The organism is Mitsuaria sp. WAJ17, from assembly GCF_014174515.1.
Taxonomy (GTDB): Bacteria; Pseudomonadota; Gammaproteobacteria; order Burkholderiales; family Burkholderiaceae_C; genus Roseateles_B.
In genome coordinates, this window is record NZ_JACJUG010000023.1 from 20655 (window position 1) to 42213 (window position 21559).

At 68.8% G+C, this 21559-nt stretch carries 13 protein-coding genes; 9 read left to right on the plus strand and 4 right to left on the minus strand.

Features of this window, described 5'->3' with window-relative positions; all coding sequences use genetic code 11:
• Positions 1 to 2: 2 nt before the first annotated feature.
• Positions 3 to 1937 (plus strand): ATP-binding protein, encoded by a 1935-nt coding sequence (locus tag H5407_RS17500; protein ID WP_183105771.1) that lies wholly within the window; start codon positions 3 to 5, stop codon positions 1935 to 1937.
• A 48-nt stretch (positions 1938 to 1985) separates the two neighbouring features.
• Here the strand turns inward: H5407_RS17500 and H5407_RS17505 are convergent, their stop codons facing one another.
• Together H5407_RS17505 and H5407_RS17510 are read right to left on the minus strand one after the other, a co-directional pair.
• Positions 1986 to 2996, minus strand: coding sequence for an HD domain-containing phosphohydrolase (locus tag H5407_RS17505; RefSeq protein ID WP_183105772.1), 1011 nt, complete (start codon positions 2994 to 2996; stop codon positions 1986 to 1988).
• A gap of 2 nt (positions 2997 to 2998) precedes the next feature.
• Positions 2999 to 7039, minus strand: a complete 4041-nt coding sequence (locus H5407_RS17510; protein ID WP_183105773.1) for a CHASE domain-containing protein — start codon at positions 7037 to 7039, stop codon at positions 2999 to 3001.
• 343 nt (positions 7040 to 7382) lie between these two features.
• On the opposite strand from H5407_RS17510, the gene H5407_RS17515 reads away from it, so the two are divergent.
• The 4 genes from H5407_RS17515 (at position 7383) to H5407_RS17530 (ending at position 11706) form a co-directional block, all read left to right on the plus strand.
• Entirely contained in the window at positions 7383 to 9056 is a 1674-nt protein-coding gene (locus tag H5407_RS17515) for a long-chain-fatty-acid--CoA ligase (protein WP_183105774.1), read from the plus strand.
• Between the two features lie 61 nt (positions 9057 to 9117).
• Positions 9118 to 9654: a hypothetical protein gene (locus tag H5407_RS17520; protein ID WP_183105775.1), complete on the plus strand. Its 537-nt coding sequence runs from the start codon at positions 9118 to 9120 to the stop codon at positions 9652 to 9654.
• Positions 9655 to 9725: 71 nt separating this feature from the next.
• Positions 9726 to 10454: a 16S rRNA (uracil(1498)-N(3))-methyltransferase gene (locus tag H5407_RS17525; RefSeq protein ID WP_183105776.1), complete on the plus strand. Its 729-nt coding sequence runs from the start codon at positions 9726 to 9728 to the stop codon at positions 10452 to 10454.
• Positions 10455 to 10512: 58 nt separating this feature from the next.
• Positions 10513 to 11706 (plus strand): MFS transporter, encoded by a 1194-nt coding sequence (locus tag H5407_RS17530; protein WP_183105777.1) that lies wholly within the window; start codon positions 10513 to 10515, stop codon positions 11704 to 11706.
• Here the strand turns inward: H5407_RS17530 and H5407_RS17535 are convergent.
• A complete protein-coding gene (locus tag H5407_RS17535) occupies positions 11666 to 12925 on the minus strand; it encodes a class I SAM-dependent RNA methyltransferase (protein WP_183105778.1) in 1260 nt (419 codons plus the stop codon). The two genes, H5407_RS17530 and H5407_RS17535, sit on opposite strands and share 41 nt — an antisense overlap.
• A gap of 260 nt (positions 12926 to 13185) precedes the next feature.
• On the opposite strand from H5407_RS17535, the gene H5407_RS17540 reads away from it, so the two are divergent.
• The 4 genes from H5407_RS17540 to H5407_RS17555 all read left to right on the plus strand — a co-directional run bounded on the left by H5407_RS17540 (position 13186) and on the right by H5407_RS17555 (position 18346).
• A complete protein-coding gene (locus H5407_RS17540) occupies positions 13186 to 13422 on the plus strand; it encodes an acyl carrier protein (protein ID WP_183105779.1) in 237 nt (78 codons plus the stop codon).
• 74 nt (positions 13423 to 13496) lie between these two features.
• A complete protein-coding gene (locus H5407_RS17545) occupies positions 13497 to 15386 on the plus strand; it encodes an HAD family hydrolase (RefSeq protein ID WP_183105780.1) in 1890 nt (629 codons plus the stop codon).
• Between the two features lie 24 nt (positions 15387 to 15410).
• Positions 15411 to 17066, plus strand: coding sequence for an MBOAT family protein (locus tag H5407_RS17550; RefSeq protein WP_183105781.1), 1656 nt, complete (start codon positions 15411 to 15413; stop codon positions 17064 to 17066).
• Between the two features lie 2 nt (positions 17067 to 17068).
• Complete coding sequence (locus H5407_RS17555) at positions 17069 to 18346, plus strand: hypothetical protein (protein ID WP_183105782.1); 1278 nt, start codon at positions 17069 to 17071, stop codon at positions 18344 to 18346.
• 28 nt (positions 18347 to 18374) lie between these two features.
• Here the strand turns inward: H5407_RS17555 and H5407_RS17560 are convergent, their stop codons facing one another.
• Complete coding sequence (locus tag H5407_RS17560; protein WP_183105783.1) at positions 18375 to 21548, minus strand: EAL domain-containing protein; 3174 nt, start codon at positions 21546 to 21548, stop codon at positions 18375 to 18377.
• Between the last annotated feature and the right edge of the window lie 11 nt (positions 21549 to 21559).

The window sequence follows — 21559 nt, forward strand, 5'->3', positions numbered from 1 at the left end:
TCATGGCTGAGCCCGTCACCCCGCCGCGCGCGGTGACGCGGACAAGCCGCCTGCGCGCGCTGCTGCTGGGCGTGCTGATGCCCTTGCTGGCCCTGGCCGGCCTGCACTGGCTGTCCCTGCGCCTGGGGCCCCTGAACATGCCGCAGGTCATGCGTCTGGTGGACGGCCAGTGGATGGAGGACAAGCTGGGCTCGCCGCCCCTGCTGGTCGGTCAGCAGATGCCCGAGAAGGCCGAGGCCGTACAGCTGCCGGACGTGCGCACCGAGGGCAGCGAGGCGGGCTGGTACCTGCTGGACTTCAAGCTGGCCGAGGCTGTGCATGAGCCCTGGCTGCTGGCCTTCACGCACAACCCCGACCTCAACCTCTACCTGGACGGCAAGCTGCTGGCGCGTTCGCAGCAGGGCCTGGAGCTGGAACCGATGTACCGCGGGCTGCGCCTGGGCAGCAGCGGCGTCCTGATCAACGTGCCGCCGGCCATGCTGGAAGCCGGCGAGCATCGCGTGGCCCTGCACCTGGGTGCCACGGGGGAGCAGATGGGCACGCTGTCCGTCGTACAGATGGGCCCGGCGACCCAGATGCGCCAGCTGCAGAAGGCGCGCGACTTCTGGCAGAGTGCCCGCCTGCTGACGGCGCTGAGCGCGGCCCTGCTGGGGCTCTTCCTGCTGCTGGTCTGGCTGGCCCTGCGCCAGGAGTGGGTCTACGGCCTGACAGGCGTCTACGCCCTCAGCGCGGCCCTGCTGCTGCTGCCCTATCTCAGCGTGGCGCCCGTTCCCCTGCCCTGGTGGCGCATGATCCTGGACGCCGCGGACATCATGGCCCGCGGCCTCATGCTGCTGCTGGTGGTGCAGTGGTTCGCGCCGGGCGACTCCTGGGGACGGCGACTGGCACTGGCCTTCATGGCGATCGCCCTGCCCCTCGACCTCTGGGCGGCCTACCACGGCTCGGTCTGGGACGCCTTCGAGAACCTCTGGCCTTGGTGGGCCCTGGGCAGCCGGGGCATCGTGATGGTCGGTGCCTGGGGCGTGGTGCTGCGGGCCGCGCTGCGCAGCGGGCAGGTCGCGCACAGCCTGGCTGCCGCCAGCCTGGGCCTGGCCTTCTTCTGCTGGGCCTATGTGGGCTACTTCGCGCTGATCGACGAAGGCAGCTTCCCGCTGGTCGATATCAACGTGGCCGGCTATGCGGCTGTGGTGGGCATGGCGGGCTATGTGCTGCAGCGGCGTTTCGTGGCCTCGCTGCGCGCCCAGGCTCGCTCTCGCCATGCGCTGGAGGAGGCCCTGGCTGAGCGCAGCCGCGAGCTCGAGGCCCGTTACCAGGATCTGCAGCGCAGCGAGCAGCTGCGCGTGGCGGCCCAGGAGCGCGAGCGCCTGCTGCAGGAGATGCACGACGGCCTGGGCTCGCAGCTGCTGATGGCCAAGCTGGGCGCGCGCCAGGGCATGGACACCGACACCCTGGTGGCCCTGCTGGACGACTGCATCGCCGAGATGCGCCTGACCATCGACGCGATGACGGTGGACGACGGCGATCTCGGTCTGCTGCTGGCCAACGTCCGCCACCGTCTGCAGGACCGCCTGCGATCGGCCGGCCTGCAGCTGGAATGGCAGCTGCAGGACACGCCGCACCTGCCGCGCCTGATGGGCGCGCAGGGCCGGGATCTCGTGCGCATCGTGCAGGAGGCGCTGAGCAATGTGCTGCACCACGCGCAGGCGGGGCGGGTGCGCTTCGCCACGCGCGTGGTGGATGACGGCGCCGCCGTGCTGCTGAGCATCAGTGACGATGGCCTGGGCCTGCGCGGCAACCGCCGCGAGGGCCAGGGGCTCAAGGGCATGCGCAAGCGCGCCGAACGCATCGGTGCGCAGATCAGCTGGCGCGAGGTGGACCCGGGCAGCGAGCGGCCGGGTTGCGAGCTGCAGTTGCGCATCCCCGTTGTCCCGCGCTGATCGATGCGCGGCCCTGGGCCGGGGAGGGCGGCGGCTCAGACCATCGGATCAGGCCACCATCGGCGGTGGCGGCGGCGTGATCTGATGCTGCCAGCGGCGCTGGATGTCTGCCAGCTTGGGCGCCAGCGTCAGGAAGAGCCCGGCCAGGCGCGGGTCGAAGTGCCGGCCCTGCTGCTCGGCGATCCAGTCCATGGCCTGCGCCGGCGCCCAGGCGTCCTTGTAGGCGCGCTTCATGGTCAGGGCATCGTAGACATCGGCGATGGCCACGATGCGGGCCGACTCGGGAATGGCCGAGCCCGCGATGCCGTACGGGTAGCCACTGCCGTCCCAGCGCTCGTGGTGATGCAGAGCGATCTCGGCCGCCATCTGGAAGACCGGTGCCGCGCTCTTGGAGAGGATCTCGTGCCCGATCAGCGGATGGCGGCGCATCAGCACCCATTCGTCCTCGTCCAGCGGGCCGGGTTTGCCCAGGATGCGGTCCGGAACGCCGATCTTGCCGGTGTCATGCAGCGGCGCGGCCAGCTCGATCAGGCGACAGCTCTCCACGCTCCAGCCCGCGGCGCGCGCCAGTTCGGCGGAATAGGCCGCCATGCGCCAGACGTGGGCGCCGGTGTCGTTGTCATTGAAGTGGCCGGCCTCGCTGAGCATGTAGATCGCGTCGCGGTGGCTGCGCTCCAGGCGGCTGTGCCGCACCAGGGACAGGTGCGTCTGCACGCGGGCCCGCACGACCAGGGGCGAGATGGGCTTGACGATGAAGTCCACCGCGCCGGCCTCGAAGCCGCGAGCCTCGTCGCCTACGTCCGAGAGGCTGGTGACGAAGATCACCGGCAGGGACTCGGTCGCCGGATTGGCTTTAATGGCGCGGCAGACCTCGTAGCCGTCGATGCCGGGCATGCGGATGTCCAGCAGCACCAGGGCCGGCTTGTGCTTGGCAATGGCCTCCAGCGCGCTGCCGCCATCGCGGGCATAGATCAGCTTGTGTACTGCGCCCAGGGCCAGGCGCATGGCGTCCAGGTTGATGGGTTCGTCATCGACGACCAGGATGGGGCCTTGGGCCATGTTCAGCTCTCCCTTTCCAGAACGGGGCCGCGGCTGGCGGCATCGAAGATGAGTCGGGCGCCACGGAAGTCGTAGCTCGCCAGGCAGCGGTCCAGCGCGGCCAGCAGTTCGGGGTTCAACTGGCCCTGGCATTGCGACAGGGCCTGGGCGAAGCGGTCGTAGTCGTCGCTGTCCAGGGCCTCGCGCAGGCTGCCGGGGTCAGGGCTTGCGTTCGGCGCGGGCCGGGGCACCGCCTGCGGCGCGCCAGAAGGCGGGGCGGGCGCGGCTTCCGCCATCAGCTCCTCGATATGCAGGAAGGCCTGGCTGATGGCCTGCTGCAGGGCCTGTAGCGCCGCTGTGCCGCCGTCGCCGTTGCCGTTGCCATGGTCCGAGTCCGAGTCCGGGTCCGGGTCCGTGCTGGCGGCCTCCAGCCGCGCTGCCGCCGCGGCAAGCTGCTCCAGTCCCAGCAGGGCTGCGGCACCGCGCAGCTTGTGGGCAAGGGCGGCGCGGGCCTCGGTGTCGTCCCGCAGTGCTTCGGGACTGTGCCGATAGGTGGCCGAGAAGCGCAGCAGGGCGGCCATCCAGGCCTTCTCGTCACCGAAGGACTGCAGGCCGCGCGCGCGATTCAGCGGCAATGGGGCTGCATCCGGAGGGGCGGTCCCGATCGCAGGGCTGCTTGAGGACGGGGTCTTCAGCACATCGACGAGGGCTTTGACCAACTCGTCGGCCGTGTAGGGCTTGGCGACGAAGCCATTGACGCCGGCGGCCAGAGCCCGCTCGCGCTGCTCTTTGAAGGCGCCGGCGCTGAGGGCCAGCACTGGCAGTCCCGCATGGCGCGGATTGCGGCGCAGGGCGCGCGTGGCGGCATAGCCGTCGAGCACGGGCATCTGCATGTCCATCAGCACCGCGTCCACCTGCCCGTGGCCTTCCAGATGCTGCAATGCTGCCCGCCCGTCCTCGGCTTCCAGCACGGTGGCTCCTTCGCGCTTGAGCATGCGGGTGGCGACCTCGCGGTTGATGTCGCTGTCATCGACCACCAGCACGTGCCAGCCCTGCAGGCGGGGCTGGCCGGCTTCGCTGCCCGGTTGGTGCTCGATCTGGCCGCGGTGCCCCTGGGCCGCGAGCACGGCGTCGTAGAGGCTGGAGGCGGTGACGGGCTTGGTCAGCACGGCGTCAACCAGGGACTCGGTGTCCTGGCCGCGCAGCTCGTTGCGGTCGTAGGCGGTGACCATCACGATGATGGGCCACTGCCCCGACGCCTGGTGGCGCTCGCGGATGCGGCGCGCTGTCTCCAGTCCGTCAAGGCCAGGCATGCGCCAGTCCAGCACCAGCACGTCGTAGAGGCCGTCCACTGCCTGCGCCAGGCTGGCCAGGGCCGCTTCTCCGGAATCGACGGTCTGGGCGCGCCAGCCCAGGCCCTGCGCGGTCTGGCGCAGTACCTGGCGGGCGAGATCATGGTCATCGGCGATGAGCACCGACAGCGCGCCGGCTCTCGTGCGAACGGGGAGGTCGGTGCTGGCGGCCGGCAGGCGCAGCTCGAAACTGAATTCGCTGCCCCGGCCAGGTTCGCTGTCCACCGTCAGCACGCCTCCCATCAGGGCGACCAGGCGTGAGCTGATGGCCAGGCCCAGGCCGGTGCCGCCATAGCTTCGGGTGGTGGAGTTGTCAGCCTGGTTGAAGGCCTCGAAGATCACGGCCTGCTTGTCCCGTGGAATGCCGATGCCGGTGTCGCGCACGCTGAAGCGCAGGTGGCGCGGTCCGCTGTCGGTCTCGTCCAGGCGCTGCACGCTGAGCATCACCTCGCCGCTGTGGGTGAACTTGAGCGCATTGCTGAGCAGGTTGGTCAGGACCTGGCCCAGGCGCAGGGCATCGCCCACCAGGTACTCCGCGCCTTCCGGCGCATGGCCGATCAGCAGCTCCACCGGTTTGGCGCCCAGCACGGGCGCCATGATGGAGGCCAGGTTGTCCAGCACATCGGTGAGGCGGAAGGGCGCCTGCTCCAGCTCCAGGCGCTCGGCCTCGATCTTGCTGAAGTCCAGCACATCGTTGACGATGGCCAGCAGGCCCTGGCCGGCACCATGGATCTTGCCCGCCATCTCGCCTGCCTCGCCGACGAGCTGCTGCTGCCGCAGCAGGTAGGCCAGGCCCAGGATGGCGTTGAGCGGCGTGCGGATCTCGTGGCTCATATTGGACAGGAAGGCCGACTTCGCCAGATTGGCCTGCTCGGCGGCCACCACCGCATCCTGCAGCTGCGCGGTGCGCTTGAGCACCAGGCTTTCCAGATCGGCATTGAGCTCCTGCACGCGCAGCTTGGCCTCGACCTCGGCACTGATGTCCAGGTTGGTGCCCACCACCTGCACGGGCAGGCCCTGGCGGTCACGCTCCAGGATGGCGGCGGCCTTGATCCAGCGCACGCCGCCCTGTTCCAGCTGCACGCGGAAGACGGGGGCATAGCTGCCCTCGCCGCGGACCAGACGCTGCAGCTGGCGCTCCGCTTCCTCGATGTCCTCGGGGTGCACATGGGTGCGCCAGTAGTCGTAGAACAGGCCGTGCTGGCGCTGCTCGGGCGGCAGGCCGTAGAGCTCGCACATGCGCTCGTCCCAAAAGAGCTGGTTGTCGCCAAGCTGCCAGATCCAGATGCCGATGCCCGCGGCATCCACGGCCAGCTTGAAGCGCGCATCGTGTCGCCGCTCGTCGGTGATGTCGCGGGTCGTCTTGGCAGCGCCGACGACCTGGCCGTTGTCATCGCGCACCGGGGACACGGTCACGGAGACATCGATCAAGCGGCCGTCGCGACGGCGCCGGACGGTGTCGAACTGCCGCACCACCTCGCCGCGGCCCATGGTCGCCAGGATGCGGCGCTGCTCGTCCTGCAGATCGTCCGGGACGACGAGGTCGGCCACCCGCCGACCCAGCGCCTGCTCGGGGCTGTAGCCGAAGATGCGTTCGGCGGCCGGGTTCCAGCTGGTCACGCGGCCGTCGAGGTCCGTGCCTACGATGGCGTCGCTGGAGCTCTCGACGATGGCGGCCAACCGCCCTAGGCCCGCCTGGCCCTGGCGGCGGCGCTCCAGGGCCAACTGGCCCACGTAAAGCAGCAAGGCCAGCAGGACGAAGGTCGTCAACACCAGGAAGGCGGCCCCGCCGGGGCTCAGGGTGTCCTCGAGCGGCAGGAAGTCCGCGCCGGCCCGTGCCTCGACGCGCCAGGGGCGCCCGTAGACCGACAAGATGCGGTCCATGTGGGCCGCGCTCTCGGGCACCTCGGCAAAGCGGGCGGAGATGTACAGCGGCGGCAGGCCGGGCGCCTGGGCGGCATCGGAGACTCGCAGCAGCATGCCCTGGGGCATCGCGCCCAGATTCTGCAGGATCTCGTCCATGGCCAGCGGGCTGTAGACCAGGCCGTAGGCCGCCTTGCGTCGCTCGGTCACGGTGCTCAGCGGCAGGCCTGGGCCGTAGATGGGCAGGAGGAAGAGCATGCCCTGGTTGGGCTTGCCCGTCGCCTGGGTCAGCGTGATGGGCTGCGACAGGATGGCCGAGCCGGTGTCGATGGCCATCTGGCCGGCGGCGCGGCGGTGGGGCTCGGACATGATGTCCAGGCCGATGGCGGCCTCGTTGCCCTCGATAGGTTCGAGGTACTGGATGACCTGCCGGTCCTGGTCCCACGGCTGGATCTGCCGGATCCGGAAGTCCGGCCAGCCGTCCGCCCGGGCAACGTCCAGGAAGGCCTCTTCAGCACCCACGGGCACGCGCCGGATCAGGCCGAAGCCGCGCGCGCCCGGGAATTCGCGGGCGAGGTCCCGGGAGGCCATGTAGGCACGGAATCGCGGGCGGTCGATGAGCTCGGGCCCGGTGGCAATGACGGCGCCACGCGCGCCACGCAGGCCGTACTCGTAGGTGCGCATGCGCTCCTGCAGTGCGCTCAGCACCACTTCGGTGGCGGCGTCAAAGCGCTGTGCGACATACGCCCGCTGATTCTGGGCCAGGCGATACTGGACCCAGGCAGCGACCAGGGCTCCCAAGGCCAACAAAAGCAAGGGGCCGGCGAGGCCGGCATGCCAACGCTTCATCGCTCAGTCCTGCTGCTACAGGCGGTCCTGCGCTGCCCAGTGCACAGGACAGGACCACCTGGGAACCAAGTTGCTCGGATTGGCCGCTTCCTCTCCCTGTGACCTCTGGCGCGCTTGCTGCTAAGGCCAGCGCTGCTCGGGTCCGGACCATCCGAGACTGCAGAGTAGCGTGGCCGGAAGGCCTTGTCTCGCCGGGCTTGTGACTTTTTTGCAGCTGATACCAGGATCCTTGACAGCCCTGGACCGTGCGATCTGGGGGTTTCTCTCTAGTTTCGCTATCGAATCCCCTGATCGCGCGCCCTGCCGCCTCGGGGAGAATCGGCGCCACGATATGGAGACAACAATGGAGAAACCCTGGCTGAAAAGCTATCCGGCAGGCGTTCCGGCTGAGATCCATGCGGAGCAGTACGCTTCCCTGGTCGAGCTGATGGACGCGGCGTTCAAGAAGTACCCGGACCGGCCAGCCTACAAGCTGATGGGGCGGACCCTCAGCTTCGCCCAGATCGACGAGGCCTCGCGCGCCCTGGCCGCCTACCTGCAAGGCCTGGGCCTGGAGAAGGGCGACCGCGTCGCCATCATGATGCCCAACATCCCGCAGTACCCGGTGGCCGTGGCCGCCGTGCTGCGTGCCGGCTTCGTGGTGGTCAACGTCAATCCGCTGTACACCCCGCGCGAGCTGGAGCACCAGCTCAAGGATGCCGGCGCCCGCGCCATCATCATCATCGAGAACTTCGCCGCCACCCTGCAGCAGGTCATCAACAACGTGCCGACCAAGCACGTGGTGCTGGCCTCCATGGGCGACATGCTGGGCTTCCCCAAGGGCCTGATCGTCAACTATGTGGTGCGCAAGGTGAAGAAGCTGGTGCCGGCCTTCGAGCTGCCCCAGGCCGTGCGCTTCAACGATACCCTCGGCCGTGGCCGCGGCCTGGGCTACAAGACGCCCAAGGTCGCGTCCTCGGACATCGCCGTGCTGCAGTACACCGGCGGCACCACCGGCGTCAGCAAGGGCGCCGTGCTGCTGCACCGCAACCTCGTGGCCAATGTGATGCAGTGCGAGGCCTGGTATCTGCCGGCCCTGGCGAAGGTGCCGCAGGGCGAGCAGGTGGTGTCCATCTGTGCGCTGCCGCTCTATCACATCTTCGGCTTCACCACGAACATGATGCTGTCCATGCACATGGGCGGCTGCAATGTGCTGATTCCCAATCCGCGTGACCTGCCTGGCGTGTTCAAGGAGTTGTCCCAACACCGCTTCCACAGCATGCCGGCGGTCAACACGCTGTTCATGGCCATGGCCAACCACAAGGACTTCGGCACGGTGGACTGGAGCCATCTGGTGATCTCCGTGGGCGGCGGCATGGCCGTGCAGCAGGCCACGGCCAAGCTGTGGCTGGAGAAGACCGGCTGCCCCATCTGCGAGGGCTACGGCCTCTCGGAGACCTCGCCGGTGGCCAGCTGCAACCCGACGGACTCCAAGTCCTACACCGGCACCATCGGCCTGCCCGTGCCCGGCACCGAGATGAAGCTGCTGGACGATGACGGCCACGAGGTGCCTCCCGGCGGCACCGGCGAGATCGCCATCAAGGGCCCGCAGGTGATGGCCGGCTACTGGCAGCGCCCGGACGAGACGGCCAAGGTCATGACCGCCGACGGCTTCTTCCGCACCGGCGATGTCGGCCAGATGGACGAGCGCGGCTACTTCAAGATCGTGGACCGCAAGAAGGACATGATCCTGGTCAGCGGCTTCAACGTCTACCCGAACGAGGTCGAGGACGTCATCACCCAGATGCCGGGCGTGCTCGAGTGCGCCGCCGTGGGCGTGCCGGACGACAAGGCGGGCGAGGCGGTCAAGGTGGTGGTGGTGCGCAAGGACCCGAACGTCACCGAGGCCGACGTCCGCGCCTTCTGCGAGGCCAACCTCACGGGCTACAAGCGCCCCAAGATCGTCGAATTCCGGACGGATCTGCCCAAGACCCCGGTCGGAAAGATCCTGCGTCGCGAATTGCGGGACAAAAAGTAGCACTTTCCCGACGGTGGGTCTTCTGGGCAGCGCGTAAGCTCCCGCCCAGGAGACTTTTGCCGTGTTGGACCAGAGCTATCAGAAAACCGACGCCGGCCGCGCTGAAATGAAGGTGCGCCAGCTCGTCAACTCCCGTGCCACCCGCAACCTGCTGCTGGTGATTGATGCCAGCAAGTCCGCCCGCCAGTGGCTGGGCTTGGTGCAGGGCAGCGCCGAGGCCGATGTCCAGCAGTTGCTGGACCTTGGCCTGATCCGGGCCGCAGGCGCGGCGCCCGCCTCGGCACCGGCTGCCGAGGGAGCCTTTGCCCCGGCCTTTGGCGCGCCCCCTGCCGCCCCGGCGCCGGCTCCAGTCCTTGCACCCGCTGTGGCTGCAGGCGGCCAGCCCCAGCTGGACTACGAGCAGCTCTATGCCTACCTCACCCGCCACGCCAAGCAGTACCTGGGCCTGATGAAGGGCTACAAGGTGGTGCTGGAAGTGGAGCGCTGCAGCGGCCTGCCCGAGCTGCAGGACTATGCCCGCCGCTTCGTCGAGATGGTCCGCGAGGCCCAGGGCGACGACCTCGCCGAGCAGGTCAAGCGCGCCATGGGCATGCCCTGAGCCTCGCCCGGGGCGCCTCGGCTTCTTTGGCACACTGGCGGGTTCCGGCGACCTTTCCCTGAATCCCGTCCATGCCTCCACGCTTCTTTGTCGATACCCCCCTGGCCGGTCCGGCCGAGCTGAGCCTGCCCGCCACCGCCGCCCGCCACGTGCAGGTGCTGCGCCTGCAGCCCGGCAGCCCCCTGACCCTGTTCGACGGCTCCGGCGACGAGTGGCAGGCCGAGGTCACCGCCATGGGCCGCAGCGAGGTTCGCGTGCAGCTGCACGCCCGCCAGCCGGTCAACCGCGAGCTGGCCACGGCCCTGACCCTGTGCGTGGTGATGCCCGCCAATGACCGCATGGACGGCCTCGTCGAGAAGGCCACTGAGCTGGGCGCCGTGGCCATCCAGCCCCTGATGAGCGAGCGTTCGGTGCTGCGCCTGCAGGGCGAGCGTGCCCAGAAGAAGCAGGCGCACTGGCAGGGCGTGGCCATCGCCGCGGCCGAGCAGTGCGGACGGGCCCGCGTCACGCAGATCCAGCCGGTCCAGACCCTGGCCGCCTGGCTGGCGGGCCTGGACGCGACGGCGCCCACCCGCCGCTGGCTGCTGAGCCCCACCGCCGCCCGGCCCTTGCACGAGCGCGCCGCTGGCGAGCCCCAGCCCACCCTGGTCCTCAGCGGTCCTGAAGGCGGCCTGAGCCCCGCCGAGGAGCAGGCCGCCCGCGATCGCGGCTTCGAGGCCCTGCAGCTGGGGCCGCGCATCCTGCGTGCGGACACCGCCCCCCTGGCCGTGCTGGGCTGGGTGGCTTTGCAGCAGGCCTGAGGCGTCACGGCACACGGGGGGTGTTAGCCTCCCGGCCACGCTCCCCCCGAAAGCCGCCATGAACCCCGCGCTGATGCTGCTGACCCTGTGCCAGGGTCTGTTTCTGACCAACAACGTCACCTTCATCGCCATCAACGGTCTGGTGGGCCTGGCCCTGGCGCCCGTGCCCTGGATGGCCACGCTGCCGGTGTGCAGCTATGTGGCGGGCGGGGCCCTGTTCGCGCCTCTGGTGGCGCGCCATCAGCGGGCCTGGGGGCGGCGCCGAGGCTTCCAGGTGGCGGCCCTCGTGGCGGTCATGAGCTGCTCGCTGGCGGCCTTTGCCGTCACCGAGCGCAGCTTCTGGCTGGTGGTGCTGGCCACGCTGCTGGCGGGTTACTACAACGCCAGCGCGGGCCTGTATCGCTTCGTGTCGACCGAGCTGGTGAAGCCCGCGCGCCGCGAGACCGCCATCTCCTGGGTGCTGGCCGGCGGTCTGCTGGGCGCGGTGGCCGGGCCGGCGCTGGCCAAGCTCAGCCGCGACCTGCTGGTGCAGCCCTTTGCCGGCGCCTACCTGGCCCTGGTGGGCGTGGCGCTGCTGAGCCTGCTGGTGGTCTCGCTGATTCCCTTCCCGCCCCTGGCCGAGTCGCAGCCCGGCGCGGCCACGGGCCGCTCCTGGCCGCAGCTGATGCGGGAGGAGCCCTTCTTCCTCGTGGCCATCGCGGCCTGCGCCCTGGGCTATGGGGTGATGAACCTGCTGATGGCCGCCACGCCCATTGCCATGAAGCAGTGCAGCCTGCCCTTCGACAACGCCACCTTCGTGCTGCAGTGGCATGTGCTGGGCATGTTCGCGCCCAGCTTCTTCACCGGCCACCTGATCCAGCGCGTGGGCGTGCTGCCGGTGATGGCGACGGGGCTGTTGCTCAATCTGGTCTGCGTGGGCTTCGCCCTGACCGGGCAAGACCTGACCCATTTCCTGGGCGCTCTGCTGGCCCTGGGCGTGGGCTGGAACTTCCTCTTCGTGGGCGGCACCACCCTCTTCACCCGGGCCTACCGCCCCGAGGAGAAGACCCGGGCGCAGGCCACCATGGAGGTCTGCATCAACAGCACCATGACGCTCACCGCCTTCAGCTCCGGCGCCCTGGTGACGGCCGGGGGCTGGCAGCGCATGGCCCTGGGTTCCCTGCTGCCGCTGGCCCTCATCGGCCTGGCGCTGGCGGTGGGCGCGCGCCGCCTCATTCAGCAGCGCGCGGCTTCTCCCGTGCCGAACCCTTGATCAGGTCGAAGCGGAACAGCCGGCATTCGATGGGGCCGTTCCACATGGGCACGCGGCGGTTTTCCTTGAGCCGCATCTTCGTGGGCAGCTTCATGTCCGGGCACAGCAGCCAGGCGGTCCAGCCGGCGGGGTTCTCGGTGTAGCTGCGCTTCCAGTGGGCGGCCAGGCGGGGGAAGAAGTCATCGTCCGCATCACGCTGCTCCGATCCGCTCGCTTCCCGGACCGCGGCGGCCTTGCCCCGCACCTCGATCCGCTCGCCGTAGGGCGGGTTCATCATGATGGTGCCGGGCATGCCCTCGGGCAGCTTGGGTGCGGCGCGCTCCAGGGCGTCGCCGCCATTGAACTGGATGTACTGGGCCACGCCAGCGCGCTCCGCGTTGCGGCGGGCGAAATCGACCATGCGGAAGGCGACGTCGCTGGCGAAGATGGGCACGGCCGGCGGGTGCACGCGGGCCTGGGCCGCCTGCTTCATCTCGGCCCAACGCCCGCGCAGGGGCTGGAAGGGCAGCTGGCGCTCGAAGGCGAAGCGGCGTTGGGTGCCCGGCGCGATGCCGCAGGCGATCTGCGCGGCCTCGACGGGGATGGTGCCCGAGCCGCAGCAGGGGTCGTGCAGGGCCCCGCCGGTCTCGGGCGTGCCCCGCCAGCCGGCCGCGGCCAGCATGGCGGCGGCCAGGGTCTCCTTCAGCGGGGCGTCGCCCTTGTCCACGCGCCAGCCGCGCTTGAAGAGGGGCTCGCCGGAGGTGTCCACGTACAGCGCGGCGCGTTCCTCGCCCAGGTGCAGGACCACGGGCAGGTCCGGCGCGCGGGTGTCCACGCTGGGGCGCTCGCCGGTGGCGTCGCGCAGGGCGTCGCAGATGGCGTCCTTGATGCGCAGGGTCGCGAAGTTCAGGCTGCGCAGGGGCGAGCGCTGGGCCGTGGTGTCCACGCGGATGGTGTGCTGCGGGCCGATCCAGCGCTCCCAGTCCACGCGGCGGGCCAGCACATAGAGGTCGTCCTCGTGGCGGTAGCCGCCCTCGATGAGCTCCACCAGCACGCGCTGGGCGAGGCGGCTTTCGAGGTTGATCTGCATGACATCTTCCGGTGTGCCCTGCACCGAGCAGCCGCCACGCAGGGCGTGGATACGGCCGCGCGGCAGGATGCGGTGCAGCTCTTCCTCCAGCAGGGGCTCGACCCCACCGGGGCAGGAGACGAAGAGGTACAGCGTTTCAGGGCGGGACATGGCGGGACTTGGGGCGTGCAAAGCGTCTATTGTCCCAGTTTGATCAGCCGGCCGGCCTGCCGGGCGTCCTAACTGGGCCGACGGCCTCATCTCCAGGCAATGGCCGGAGACCGGGCCGGATCGGGCGTGCCGCTGACTCAGGGGGGGGGACTGATGGGCTGACACGCATTGACGCTATCCTCCCGGCTTTCTTCGATGTCTGGATCGGCCTCGCCTGCGGCGACGGTCCGGTCCCGGACTCTTCTTGCGGAGTTGATGTGATGAATGCAGTCGCGGCGCGCCTGACCGAGTTGTTGCGTGATGTTTTTGACAACGACGATATTGAACTGACAGACGACATGACGGCGGCCGATGTCGATGGCTGGGACAGCATGGGCAATGTGCGCCTGTTCCTGGCGATCGAGCAGGAGTTCGGGATGCGATTTGCCGCCAGCGAGATCAGCGCCATCAAGAACGTCGGCGAGCTGGTGGCTGCCATCGAGCGCAAGGGTCGTTGAGGCCCTGCCGAAGCGGGCTGGCGCGCCTGACCTCAGGCCTTGCGGCGCGCTGGCAGCAATGAATCGAGAATGCAATGAACCTGCAAGACTTGCCCTGGCTCCCCGAAGCCGCGACCGAATTCCGGGCTGAGCTGCGCCAGCTGCGCGACATGGCCGAACTGCCAATGCAGGCGCTGCGCCGGCTCGCCGCCGGACGCCTGAACATGACGCAGCTGCATGCGTTGACGCGCCTGCTTGCCGATCCTCTGAAGGTGAAGGGGGCCGCGCCCATCACCGTGGGCCTGCTGTCCAATGCCAGCACGGAGCTGATCGCGTCGGCACTGCCTGCCACCGGGCTGCGTCACGACCTGCTGCTGGACCTGCAGGTGCCGGCCTACGGGCAGTTCATGCAGGAGGCCCTGGATCCGGCGTCGCAGACCCGCACCCGGTGCAATGATTTCGTCGTCCTGGCCCTCGACTATCGGGCGTTCCAGTGGCGGCCCTGCCCGGGCAATGCAGCGCTGGCCGAGCAGCAGGTCGAGGAAGCGATGCAGATGCTGGCCGGCCTGGTGGCCGGGCTGCGCAGCGGGCATGCGTCCTGCAGTGTCGTGGTGCAGACCCTGGCCGCGCCGGCTGAAAGCCTGTTCGGCAGCCTGGAAGGGCAGCTGCCGGGGACCCAGCGCTGGTTGATCGAAGCCTTCAACCAGCGCCTGCGGGCACGACGGGCCTCGGGCGAACTGCTGTTCGACGTGGCAGCGCTGGCCGGCCAAGTGGGTCTGAGCCATTGGCATGATCCGACGCAATGGGCCATCGGCAAGTTTGCCTTCGCCCATGCCATGGTGCCGCTGTATGCCGAGCACCTGGCTCGACTGCTGATGGCTGCCAGGGGCAAGGCCCGGAAATGCCTGGTCCTGGACCTGGACAACACGCTGTGGGGCGGCGTCATCGGCGATGACGGACTGGCGGGCATCGTGCTGGGCCAGGGGCATCCGGTCGGAGAAGCGCACCTGCAGGTCCAGGCCACGGCGCTGGCGCTGCGTGAACGCGGCATCGTGCTGGCGGTGTCCTCCAAGAACGAGGAGTCCATCGCGAGGCAGGTGTTCCGTGAGCATCCCGACATGCTGCTGCGCGAGGAGCACATTGCCGTCTTCCAGGCGAACTGGAAAGACAAGGCCAGCAATCTGCGGGCGATCGCCCAGGCGTTGAACATCGGCGTGGACGCGCTGGTGTTCCTGGACGACAACCCCGCCGAGCGCCAGCAGGTCAGGTTGGAATTGCCGCAGGTCGCTGTGCCGGAACTGCCACCCTCGCCGGAGTTCTTCGCCGGTACCCTGCTCGCAGGCGGCTATTTCGAGGCCCTGCAGTTCACCGCCGAGGACGGGCAGCGTGCCGCCCAATACCAGGCCAACGCGGCACGCAGCGCCGAACTCGGCGCCAGCAGCGACCTGGGGGCCTATCTGCAGTCCCTGCAGATGCAGGCGCATTTCGGCGTGTTCGACGCGCTGGGCCGAGCGCGCATCAGTCAGCTGATCAACAAGACCAACCAGTTCAACCTGACCACCCGACGCTACAGCGAGGCCGAGGTGGAGTCCTTTGAGCGCAATCCCGAAGTCCTGGGCCTGCAGATCCGTCTGGTGGATCGCTACGGTGACAACGGCATGATCAGCGTCGTTATCTGCAGGCCCTTGGGCGGCACCGACTGGGTGATCGACACCTGGCTGATGAGTTGCCGGGTGCTCAACCGCGGCCTGGAACGGCAGGTGCTCAACGAGCTGGTGCAGTGCGCGGCAAGCCGGGGCATCCAGCGGCTGGTGGGCGAGTACATCCCGACCGAAAAGAACGCCATGGTGGCCGAACACTATCCGCGCCTGGGATTCACGGCCTTGCCTGCGGAAGCGGGCGCGCAGCGCTGGGCGCTGGACGTGGCGGGCTACCAGCCGGAGGCCCAGCCCATTGCCGTGAGCTGGTCGGCAACGGCGACCTGACCCCGCGGCGGCGCGGAACTGTTCATGCTCTTCAATTCCTACAGCTTCATCTTCCTTTTCCTGCCGGCCATCTGCCTGGGCTACCAGCTGCTGGGCCGGCTGCGATCCCGCCAGGCCAGTCTCAGCTGGATCGTGCTGTGCTCGATCCTGTTCTACGGCATCTGGAATCCCTACAACCTGGCGGTCATCCTGCCTTCGATCACGGTCAACTACGGGCTTGCCTTGCTCATTCGTCGCAGCAATGCGCGCGGGGAGTCTGGCCAGCGCGCCGCCAGCTGGCTTCTGACCACGGGCATCCTGTTCAACCTGGTGGTCCTGGGCTACTTCAAGTACAAGAACTTCTTCCTGGACAGCCTGAATCTGGCTGTCGGGACGCAGTTCGAATTGACGGCGGTGATGCTGCCCCTGGGCATTTCCTTCATCACCTTCCAGAAGATCGCTTTCCTGCTGGACGTCCGGGCGGAGACGGTCAAGGACTTCGACCTGTACGACTTCCTGGTCTTCGTGTTCTTCTTCCCCCAGCTGATTGCCGGCCCCATCGTGCACTACCGAGAGATGATGCCGCAGTTCGAGCAGCTGAATTACCGCTTCTGCGGCCGTGACGTGGCGGTCGGGCTGTCGCTGTTCGCGATGGGTCTGTTCAAGAAGGTGGTGCTCGCCGACGGCGTGGCGGTCCACGTCGGGCCGGCCTTCAGTGCGGCCGAGCAGGGGCAGTCGCTGGACTTCTTCGCGGCCTGGATGGGGGCCCTGGCCTACACCTTCCAGATCTACTTCGACTTCTCCGGCTATTCCGACATGGCAATCGGCCTGGCCCGGCTGTTCGGGATCCGTCTGCCGGTCAACTTCAACTCGCCGCTGAAGGCGTCCAGCATCATCGACTTCTGGGCTCGTTGGCACATCACGCTGACGCGCTTCCTGACGGCCTACATCTACACGCCCGTGGTGATGGCGCTGACCCGGCGTCGCATGCAGGCAGGCCGGCCTGTGCTGGGGCGCGGCCCCGCGCACCCGGGAGCCTTCGCGGTGCTGACGGTGTTTCCCACGATCCTGACCATGTTCGTCTCGGGCTTCTGGCATGGGGCCGGTTTCACCTTCGTCATCTGGGGGCTGCTGCATGGCGCCTACTTGTGCATCAACCATGCCTGGCGCCAGTGGCGTCCGAAGTGGGACAAGCAGCGCTATGAGCGGGTGATGAAACCGCTGGGCTTTGTGCTGACCTTTACCGCGGTGGTCGTGGGCATGGTGTGGTTCCGCGCGCGCAATGTGAGCGGAGCCCTGGAAATGCTGCAGGCCATGGCGGGCTGGCACGGCGCGAGCCTGCCGGATGCCCTGATGGCGCGGCTGGGCGCTGCCGCGGGCTGGCTCGAGCATCTGGGCATCCATGGAGGCATGAGCTCCGGATCCGAGTTCGTCGCCTGCGCCGCCTGGCTGCTCTTGCTGTTCCTGGTCGCACTCCTGGCACCCAACTCGCTGGAGCTGCTGCGGCATTTCGAGCCAGCGCTGCATTACGTGCCGCCCAAACCGGCCAAGCCCGCGCGCGGCGTGGCCGCCGAGCTGCCGAAGCGTGCCTTGCCCGCCCTGCAGTTCAACTTGCCATGGGCGGCGCTGACGGCCCTGGCCTTCGTGCTGGGCGCCTTCGGCCTGAATCGCGTCAGCGAGTTCCTCTACTGGCAGTTCTGAGCATGAGCCCACGCCGCTACCTCTTGGCGCTTGCCTGCATGGCAGGCCTGATCGCCGCACTGTTCGCGGGCTTCAATGCCTGGGTCAATCCTTATCTGCTGTTCGACACCGCCCGCATTCCCGGCTTCAACGCGAAGAAGCCGGCCGTCGAGACCCGCGAGCGGCTGATGAAGAGCTACGAGGCCTTGCGCCGGCCCGCCCGCACCTTGGTCATCGGCAGCTCGCGAACGGACCTGGGCCTGGATCCCGCCGCCCCCGCCTGGCCCGAGGGGCTGCGTCCTGTCTACAACCTCAGCCTCGTCGGGTCGGGGACCGAAACGGGCTTGCGCTTCGCGCAGCACATGGTGGCCGGCCGGCCGGCGTCGGCGCCCGTGGCGGACACCCTGCTCGTCGGCCTGGACTTCGAGAACTTCCTTGCAGTGCCCAAGGCCGCGGGCGGCCCGTCCGCGGCGACCCTGGAACTGGAGGCGCGCCTGCTAGTGCGGCCCGACGGGCAGGTCAACGATCAGCGCATGCAGCAGGTGCTGCTGGATCATGTGGCCGGCCTCCTGTCGCTGGATGCATTGATCGACAGCACGCACACTGTGCTGGCCAATCGCAGAGGGCCACAGCCTGACCTCGAGGGCAACGGACATCTGTCGGAGGGGCGGTTCCAGCAATGGGCGCAGGCGGACGGCTTCGCCACCCTGTTCAGGCAGAAGAATGTGCAGGCCATGCAGACGCTGGCGCACCGCGAACTGGCAGGGGTCGATGGGGCGCCGCTGGCCGAGCCCTCGAAGATCAGGCCGCTGATCGAGTTCGCAACCCGGCACCGGATGAAGCTGGTGCTTGCACTGCAGCCTTCGCACGCCAGCCGCCTGGACCTGCTGGCGCACATGGGCCACTGGCCGGCGTACGAGCACTGGAAGCGGGCACTCTGCGCGGAAGTCAGCGCGGCGCGCGACAGCGGCAGGGATGTGAGCCTGTGGGACTTCGGCGGCTACGAGATGCCGATGCGGGAGCCCGTGCCGGCGCCTGGCGACCGGCAAAGCCGGATGCGCTGGTTCTGGGATCCGGTGCATTACAGCGCCGCGCTGGGCGATCAGATGATCCGCACGATGTTCAGCCAGGACGGCGCCGCAGGCGACGCCAACGCGCCCATTGGCGTGCTCCTGACGCCGCAGAACCTCGATGCGCGTCTGCAGCAGGTGCGCGCCGACCAGCAGCGCTATCGCACGGAGCAGCCGGCCGCCGCGGCCGCCACCCGCCAACTGGTCTGCTCCACCAGCAAGCGCTGCTAGCGGTCGATGGGCGCTCAGGCGAAGGGATTCAGCCCCGCCCGCCCGCCGGCCACTCGACGACCAGGCGCTCGAATTCCTGCAGCGCCAGGGGGCGTGCAAACAGATAGCCCTGGAAGGCATGGCAGCCCTGCTGCTGCAGGGCCTCGCGCTGAGCCTCGGTCTCCACGCCCTCGGCGATCACGTCCAGGCCCAGGCTCTCGCCCAGCTGGATCACCGCCCGCGCGATGGCCATGGCATTGGGCTCGCTGACGAGATCGCGCACGAAGCTCTGGTCGATCTTGAGCTGGTCCAGCGGCAGGCGCTTCAGGTAGGCCAGCGAGGAGTAGCCGGTGCCGAAGTCGTCCAGCGAGAAATGCAGGCCCAGGCCGCGCAGGGCCACCATCAGGGCGATGACCTTCTCCACGTTCTCGACCAGGGCGCTCTCGGTGAGCTCCAGCTTGAGCCGGTCGGTGGGCGCGCCGCTGCGCGCCAGCAACTGCTGCATGAAGCCGAGGAAGCCCTTCTGGCGGAACTGGTGGGCGCTGACGTTGACGGCCAGCGTGAGCCCCGCCATGTGCGGCTCGCGTGCCCACAGGCCCAGTTGCGCGCAGGCCTGCTGCAACACCCATTCGCCCAACTGTGCGATCAGGCCGGTGTGCTCGGCCAGCGGAATGAAGCGCGCAGGCGAGACCCAGCCTTGCGACGGATGGTTCCAGCGCAGCAGGGCCTCGGCGCCGACGACGCGGCCCTCTTCATTGACCTGGGCCTGGTAGAAGAGCTCCAGCTGCTGGCAGTCGATGGCCTGGCGGAGGTCGGCCTCCAGGGCTGTCAGCTCGGCCATCGCCGCCTGTGTGGCGGGGTCGAAGAAGCACAGGCGGTTGCGTCCGGCGGCCTTGGCCTGGTACATGGCGTGGTCGGCATGCTTGAGCAGGTCCTCGCTGCTGCCGGTGTCGCCGCCCCAGATCACGATGCCGATGCTGGGCGTGCTGTGGTGCTGGTGCCCATCCAGCTGATGAGGCTGGCTCAGCACGCGCAGCAACTTCTCGGCCGCCGCCTCGGCATGCAGGCCTGCCACCTGGGCGTTCTGGCCCAGGTCGTGCAGCACGACCACGAACTCGTCCCCACCCCATCGTGCGATGGTGTCCTCGCTGCGCAGGGCCGCTTGCAGCCGGCGCGCCACGCCCACGAGCACGCGGTCGCCCATGCCATGGCCCAGGGTGTCGTTGAGGGCCTTGAAGTTGTCCAGGTCGATGAAGAGTACCGCACCATGGCGGTGGTTGCGGCGGTTGATGGCGAGGGCCTGGTTGAGGCGGTCCAGCAGCAGGCGGCGGTTGGGCAGGCCGGTGAGGGAGTCGTAGAAGGCCAGCTGCTCGATCTCGGCCTCGGCCTTCTTGCGCTCGGTGATGTCGCGGGTGAGGCCGATGAAGAGCGGCTCGCCGTCCTGCAGGATCTCGGACACCGCGAGGCTCATGGGGAAGACGCTGCCGTCCTTGCGCCGCCCGCTGACATCCCGTCCGATCCCGATCACATGCGGCACCCGCGTCTCCAGGTAACGGCGCACATGGCCTGCGTGATGCGGGCGCTCGGTCTCGGGCATCAGCAGCTCCACCCGCTGGCCCACCAGCTCCCCCTCGCTGTAGCCGAACATGCGGCAAGCAGCCGGATTGATGGCGTCGATGCGGCCCCTGGCATCCATGGTGATCATGCCATCGACCATGTTGTCCAGGATGGCCTGGGTGTGCTGGGCTTGCGCCTGCAGCAGGGCCTCAGCCCGCTTGGCGGCGCTGATGTCCATGTGCGTACCGACCATGCGGGTGGGGCGGTGCTCGGCATCGCGCGCCATGATGCGGCCGTTGGCGTGGATCCAGACCCAATGCCCGTCGCGGTGGCGCAGCCGGTAGTCCTGGGTGTAGTGGGTCAGCTCACCGCAGAGGTAGCGCTGCAGATGCATCCGGACGACGGGGCCATCGTCCGGATGCAGGCGGTCCTCCCAGGCGCTCACATGACCTTCGATCTCATGCGGCACGTGGCCCAACATCGCGCACCAGCGCTTGTCGAAGCGGGTCTCGTTGGTGAGCAGGTTCCAGTCCCACAGGCCCAGGGCTGCACCCTCCAGGGCCAGCGCGGTGCGAGCGGCGCTGTCGCGCTCGACGCGGCGTTGCTGGCGGCGCAGCTGCTCCACTATGTGACGGCGCCGCTGGTACAGGTACAAACCCAGGGGCGCAAGAAGCGTGAGCGCCGACCCACCCAGCAGGGTGCTGAACAGCTGGCGCCGCCAGAGCCCCTCCACGCTGGCCATGGAGCGGCCGACGGCCACGTACAGCCGCTGGTCCAGCCAGAGGCTGTCCGGCGCCACTGTGCGGGCGGCGACAAGACGCACGTCGTGACTCAAGCGGGATTCCTGCAGGTGCAGGCTGCTGGGTTGCTGGCTGCGCAGGTGCTGCTCGAGCACCGACCCGGGCCGCTCCAGCACGTTGCGATGGATCCAGGCCTCTACATGCGGCTGGACCGCGAACATGGCGCCGCTCTCGTGCGCGATGGCTGCCCAGGTGTCCTCGGAGGGCTGGACCGTGGCCAGGACCAGGGAGAAGTAGTCAGGATCCAGGCTGGCGACCAGCACACCCTGGTAGTGGCCTTCAGCGTCGTGCAGGGTGCGCGCCAGCGCCACGCTGCGGTCGTCCAGCAGGGTCTGGAAAGGCGGGGTGATGTGGAGCAGGCCCTCCTGGGGATGCTGTCGGCTCTGGAGGAAGTAGGGGCGGTCAGCGACGTCGCGGCCCAGCAGCTCAGGCATGGAGGAGACCTGCACGCGGCCGCTGGCATCGACAACCATCAGCAGCCGCACACCGGGCATGGCCCGCGTCAGGGTCTGCAGCATGGACTCGCCGTCGGCCTGCTTGTGCTCCTTGCGCCAGTGGTCGTATTCGGCATCCACGGTCTGCAGCGCGGCCTGGATGGCGATCAGCTGCTGGGAGACGATGCCGTCCAGTGTCTGGACCAGGCTCTGGAGCTTCTCGCCCTCGTGCGCACGCGCCACCTGGCGCTCGTTGCGCAGCCACAGGCCCAGCAGCAGCCACAGGCCCAGCAGCGCGAGGCACAGCCAGAGCCAGGCCAGCCAGGGCTTTTGGCGGATGCTGCCCGATTCGTCGGCCGAGCGCGCCGCGTCCTCAGGCGCCGGCCCGTCGGCCGATATCGCAGCGGAGGAAGTGGAGGACAGCATGGCCATGGCGCAAAACC

Excerpts from the sequence above, each read along its gene's own strand:
- H5407_RS17500 (WP_183105771.1), top strand. The coding sequence starts at position 3 with ATGGCTGAGCCCGTCACCCCGCCGCGCGCGGTGACGCGGACAAGCCGC.
- H5407_RS17505 (WP_183105772.1), bottom strand. The coding sequence starts at position 2,996 with ATGGCCCAAGGCCCCATCCTGGTCGTCGATGACGAACCCATCAACCTG.
- H5407_RS17510 (WP_183105773.1), bottom strand. The coding sequence starts at position 7,039 with ATGAAGCGTTGGCATGCCGGCCTCGCCGGCCCCTTGCTTTTGTTGGCC.
- H5407_RS17515 (WP_183105774.1), top strand. The coding sequence starts at position 7,383 with ATGGAGAAACCCTGGCTGAAAAGCTATCCGGCAGGCGTTCCGGCTGAG.
- H5407_RS17525 (WP_183105776.1), top strand. The coding sequence starts at position 9,726 with ATGCCTCCACGCTTCTTTGTCGATACCCCCCTGGCCGGTCCGGCCGAG.
- H5407_RS17530 (WP_183105777.1), top strand. The coding sequence starts at position 10,513 with ATGAACCCCGCGCTGATGCTGCTGACCCTGTGCCAGGGTCTGTTTCTG.
- H5407_RS17535 (WP_183105778.1), bottom strand. The coding sequence starts at position 12,925 with ATGTCCCGCCCTGAAACGCTGTACCTCTTCGTCTCCTGCCCCGGTGGG.
- H5407_RS17540 (WP_183105779.1), top strand. The coding sequence starts at position 13,186 with ATGAATGCAGTCGCGGCGCGCCTGACCGAGTTGTTGCGTGATGTTTTT.
- H5407_RS17545 (WP_183105780.1), top strand. The coding sequence starts at position 13,497 with ATGAACCTGCAAGACTTGCCCTGGCTCCCCGAAGCCGCGACCGAATTC.
- H5407_RS17550 (WP_183105781.1), top strand. The coding sequence starts at position 15,411 with ATGCTCTTCAATTCCTACAGCTTCATCTTCCTTTTCCTGCCGGCCATC.
- H5407_RS17555 (WP_183105782.1), top strand. The coding sequence starts at position 17,069 with ATGAGCCCACGCCGCTACCTCTTGGCGCTTGCCTGCATGGCAGGCCTG.
- H5407_RS17560 (WP_183105783.1), bottom strand. The coding sequence starts at position 21,548 with ATGGCCATGCTGTCCTCCACTTCCTCCGCTGCGATATCGGCCGACGGG.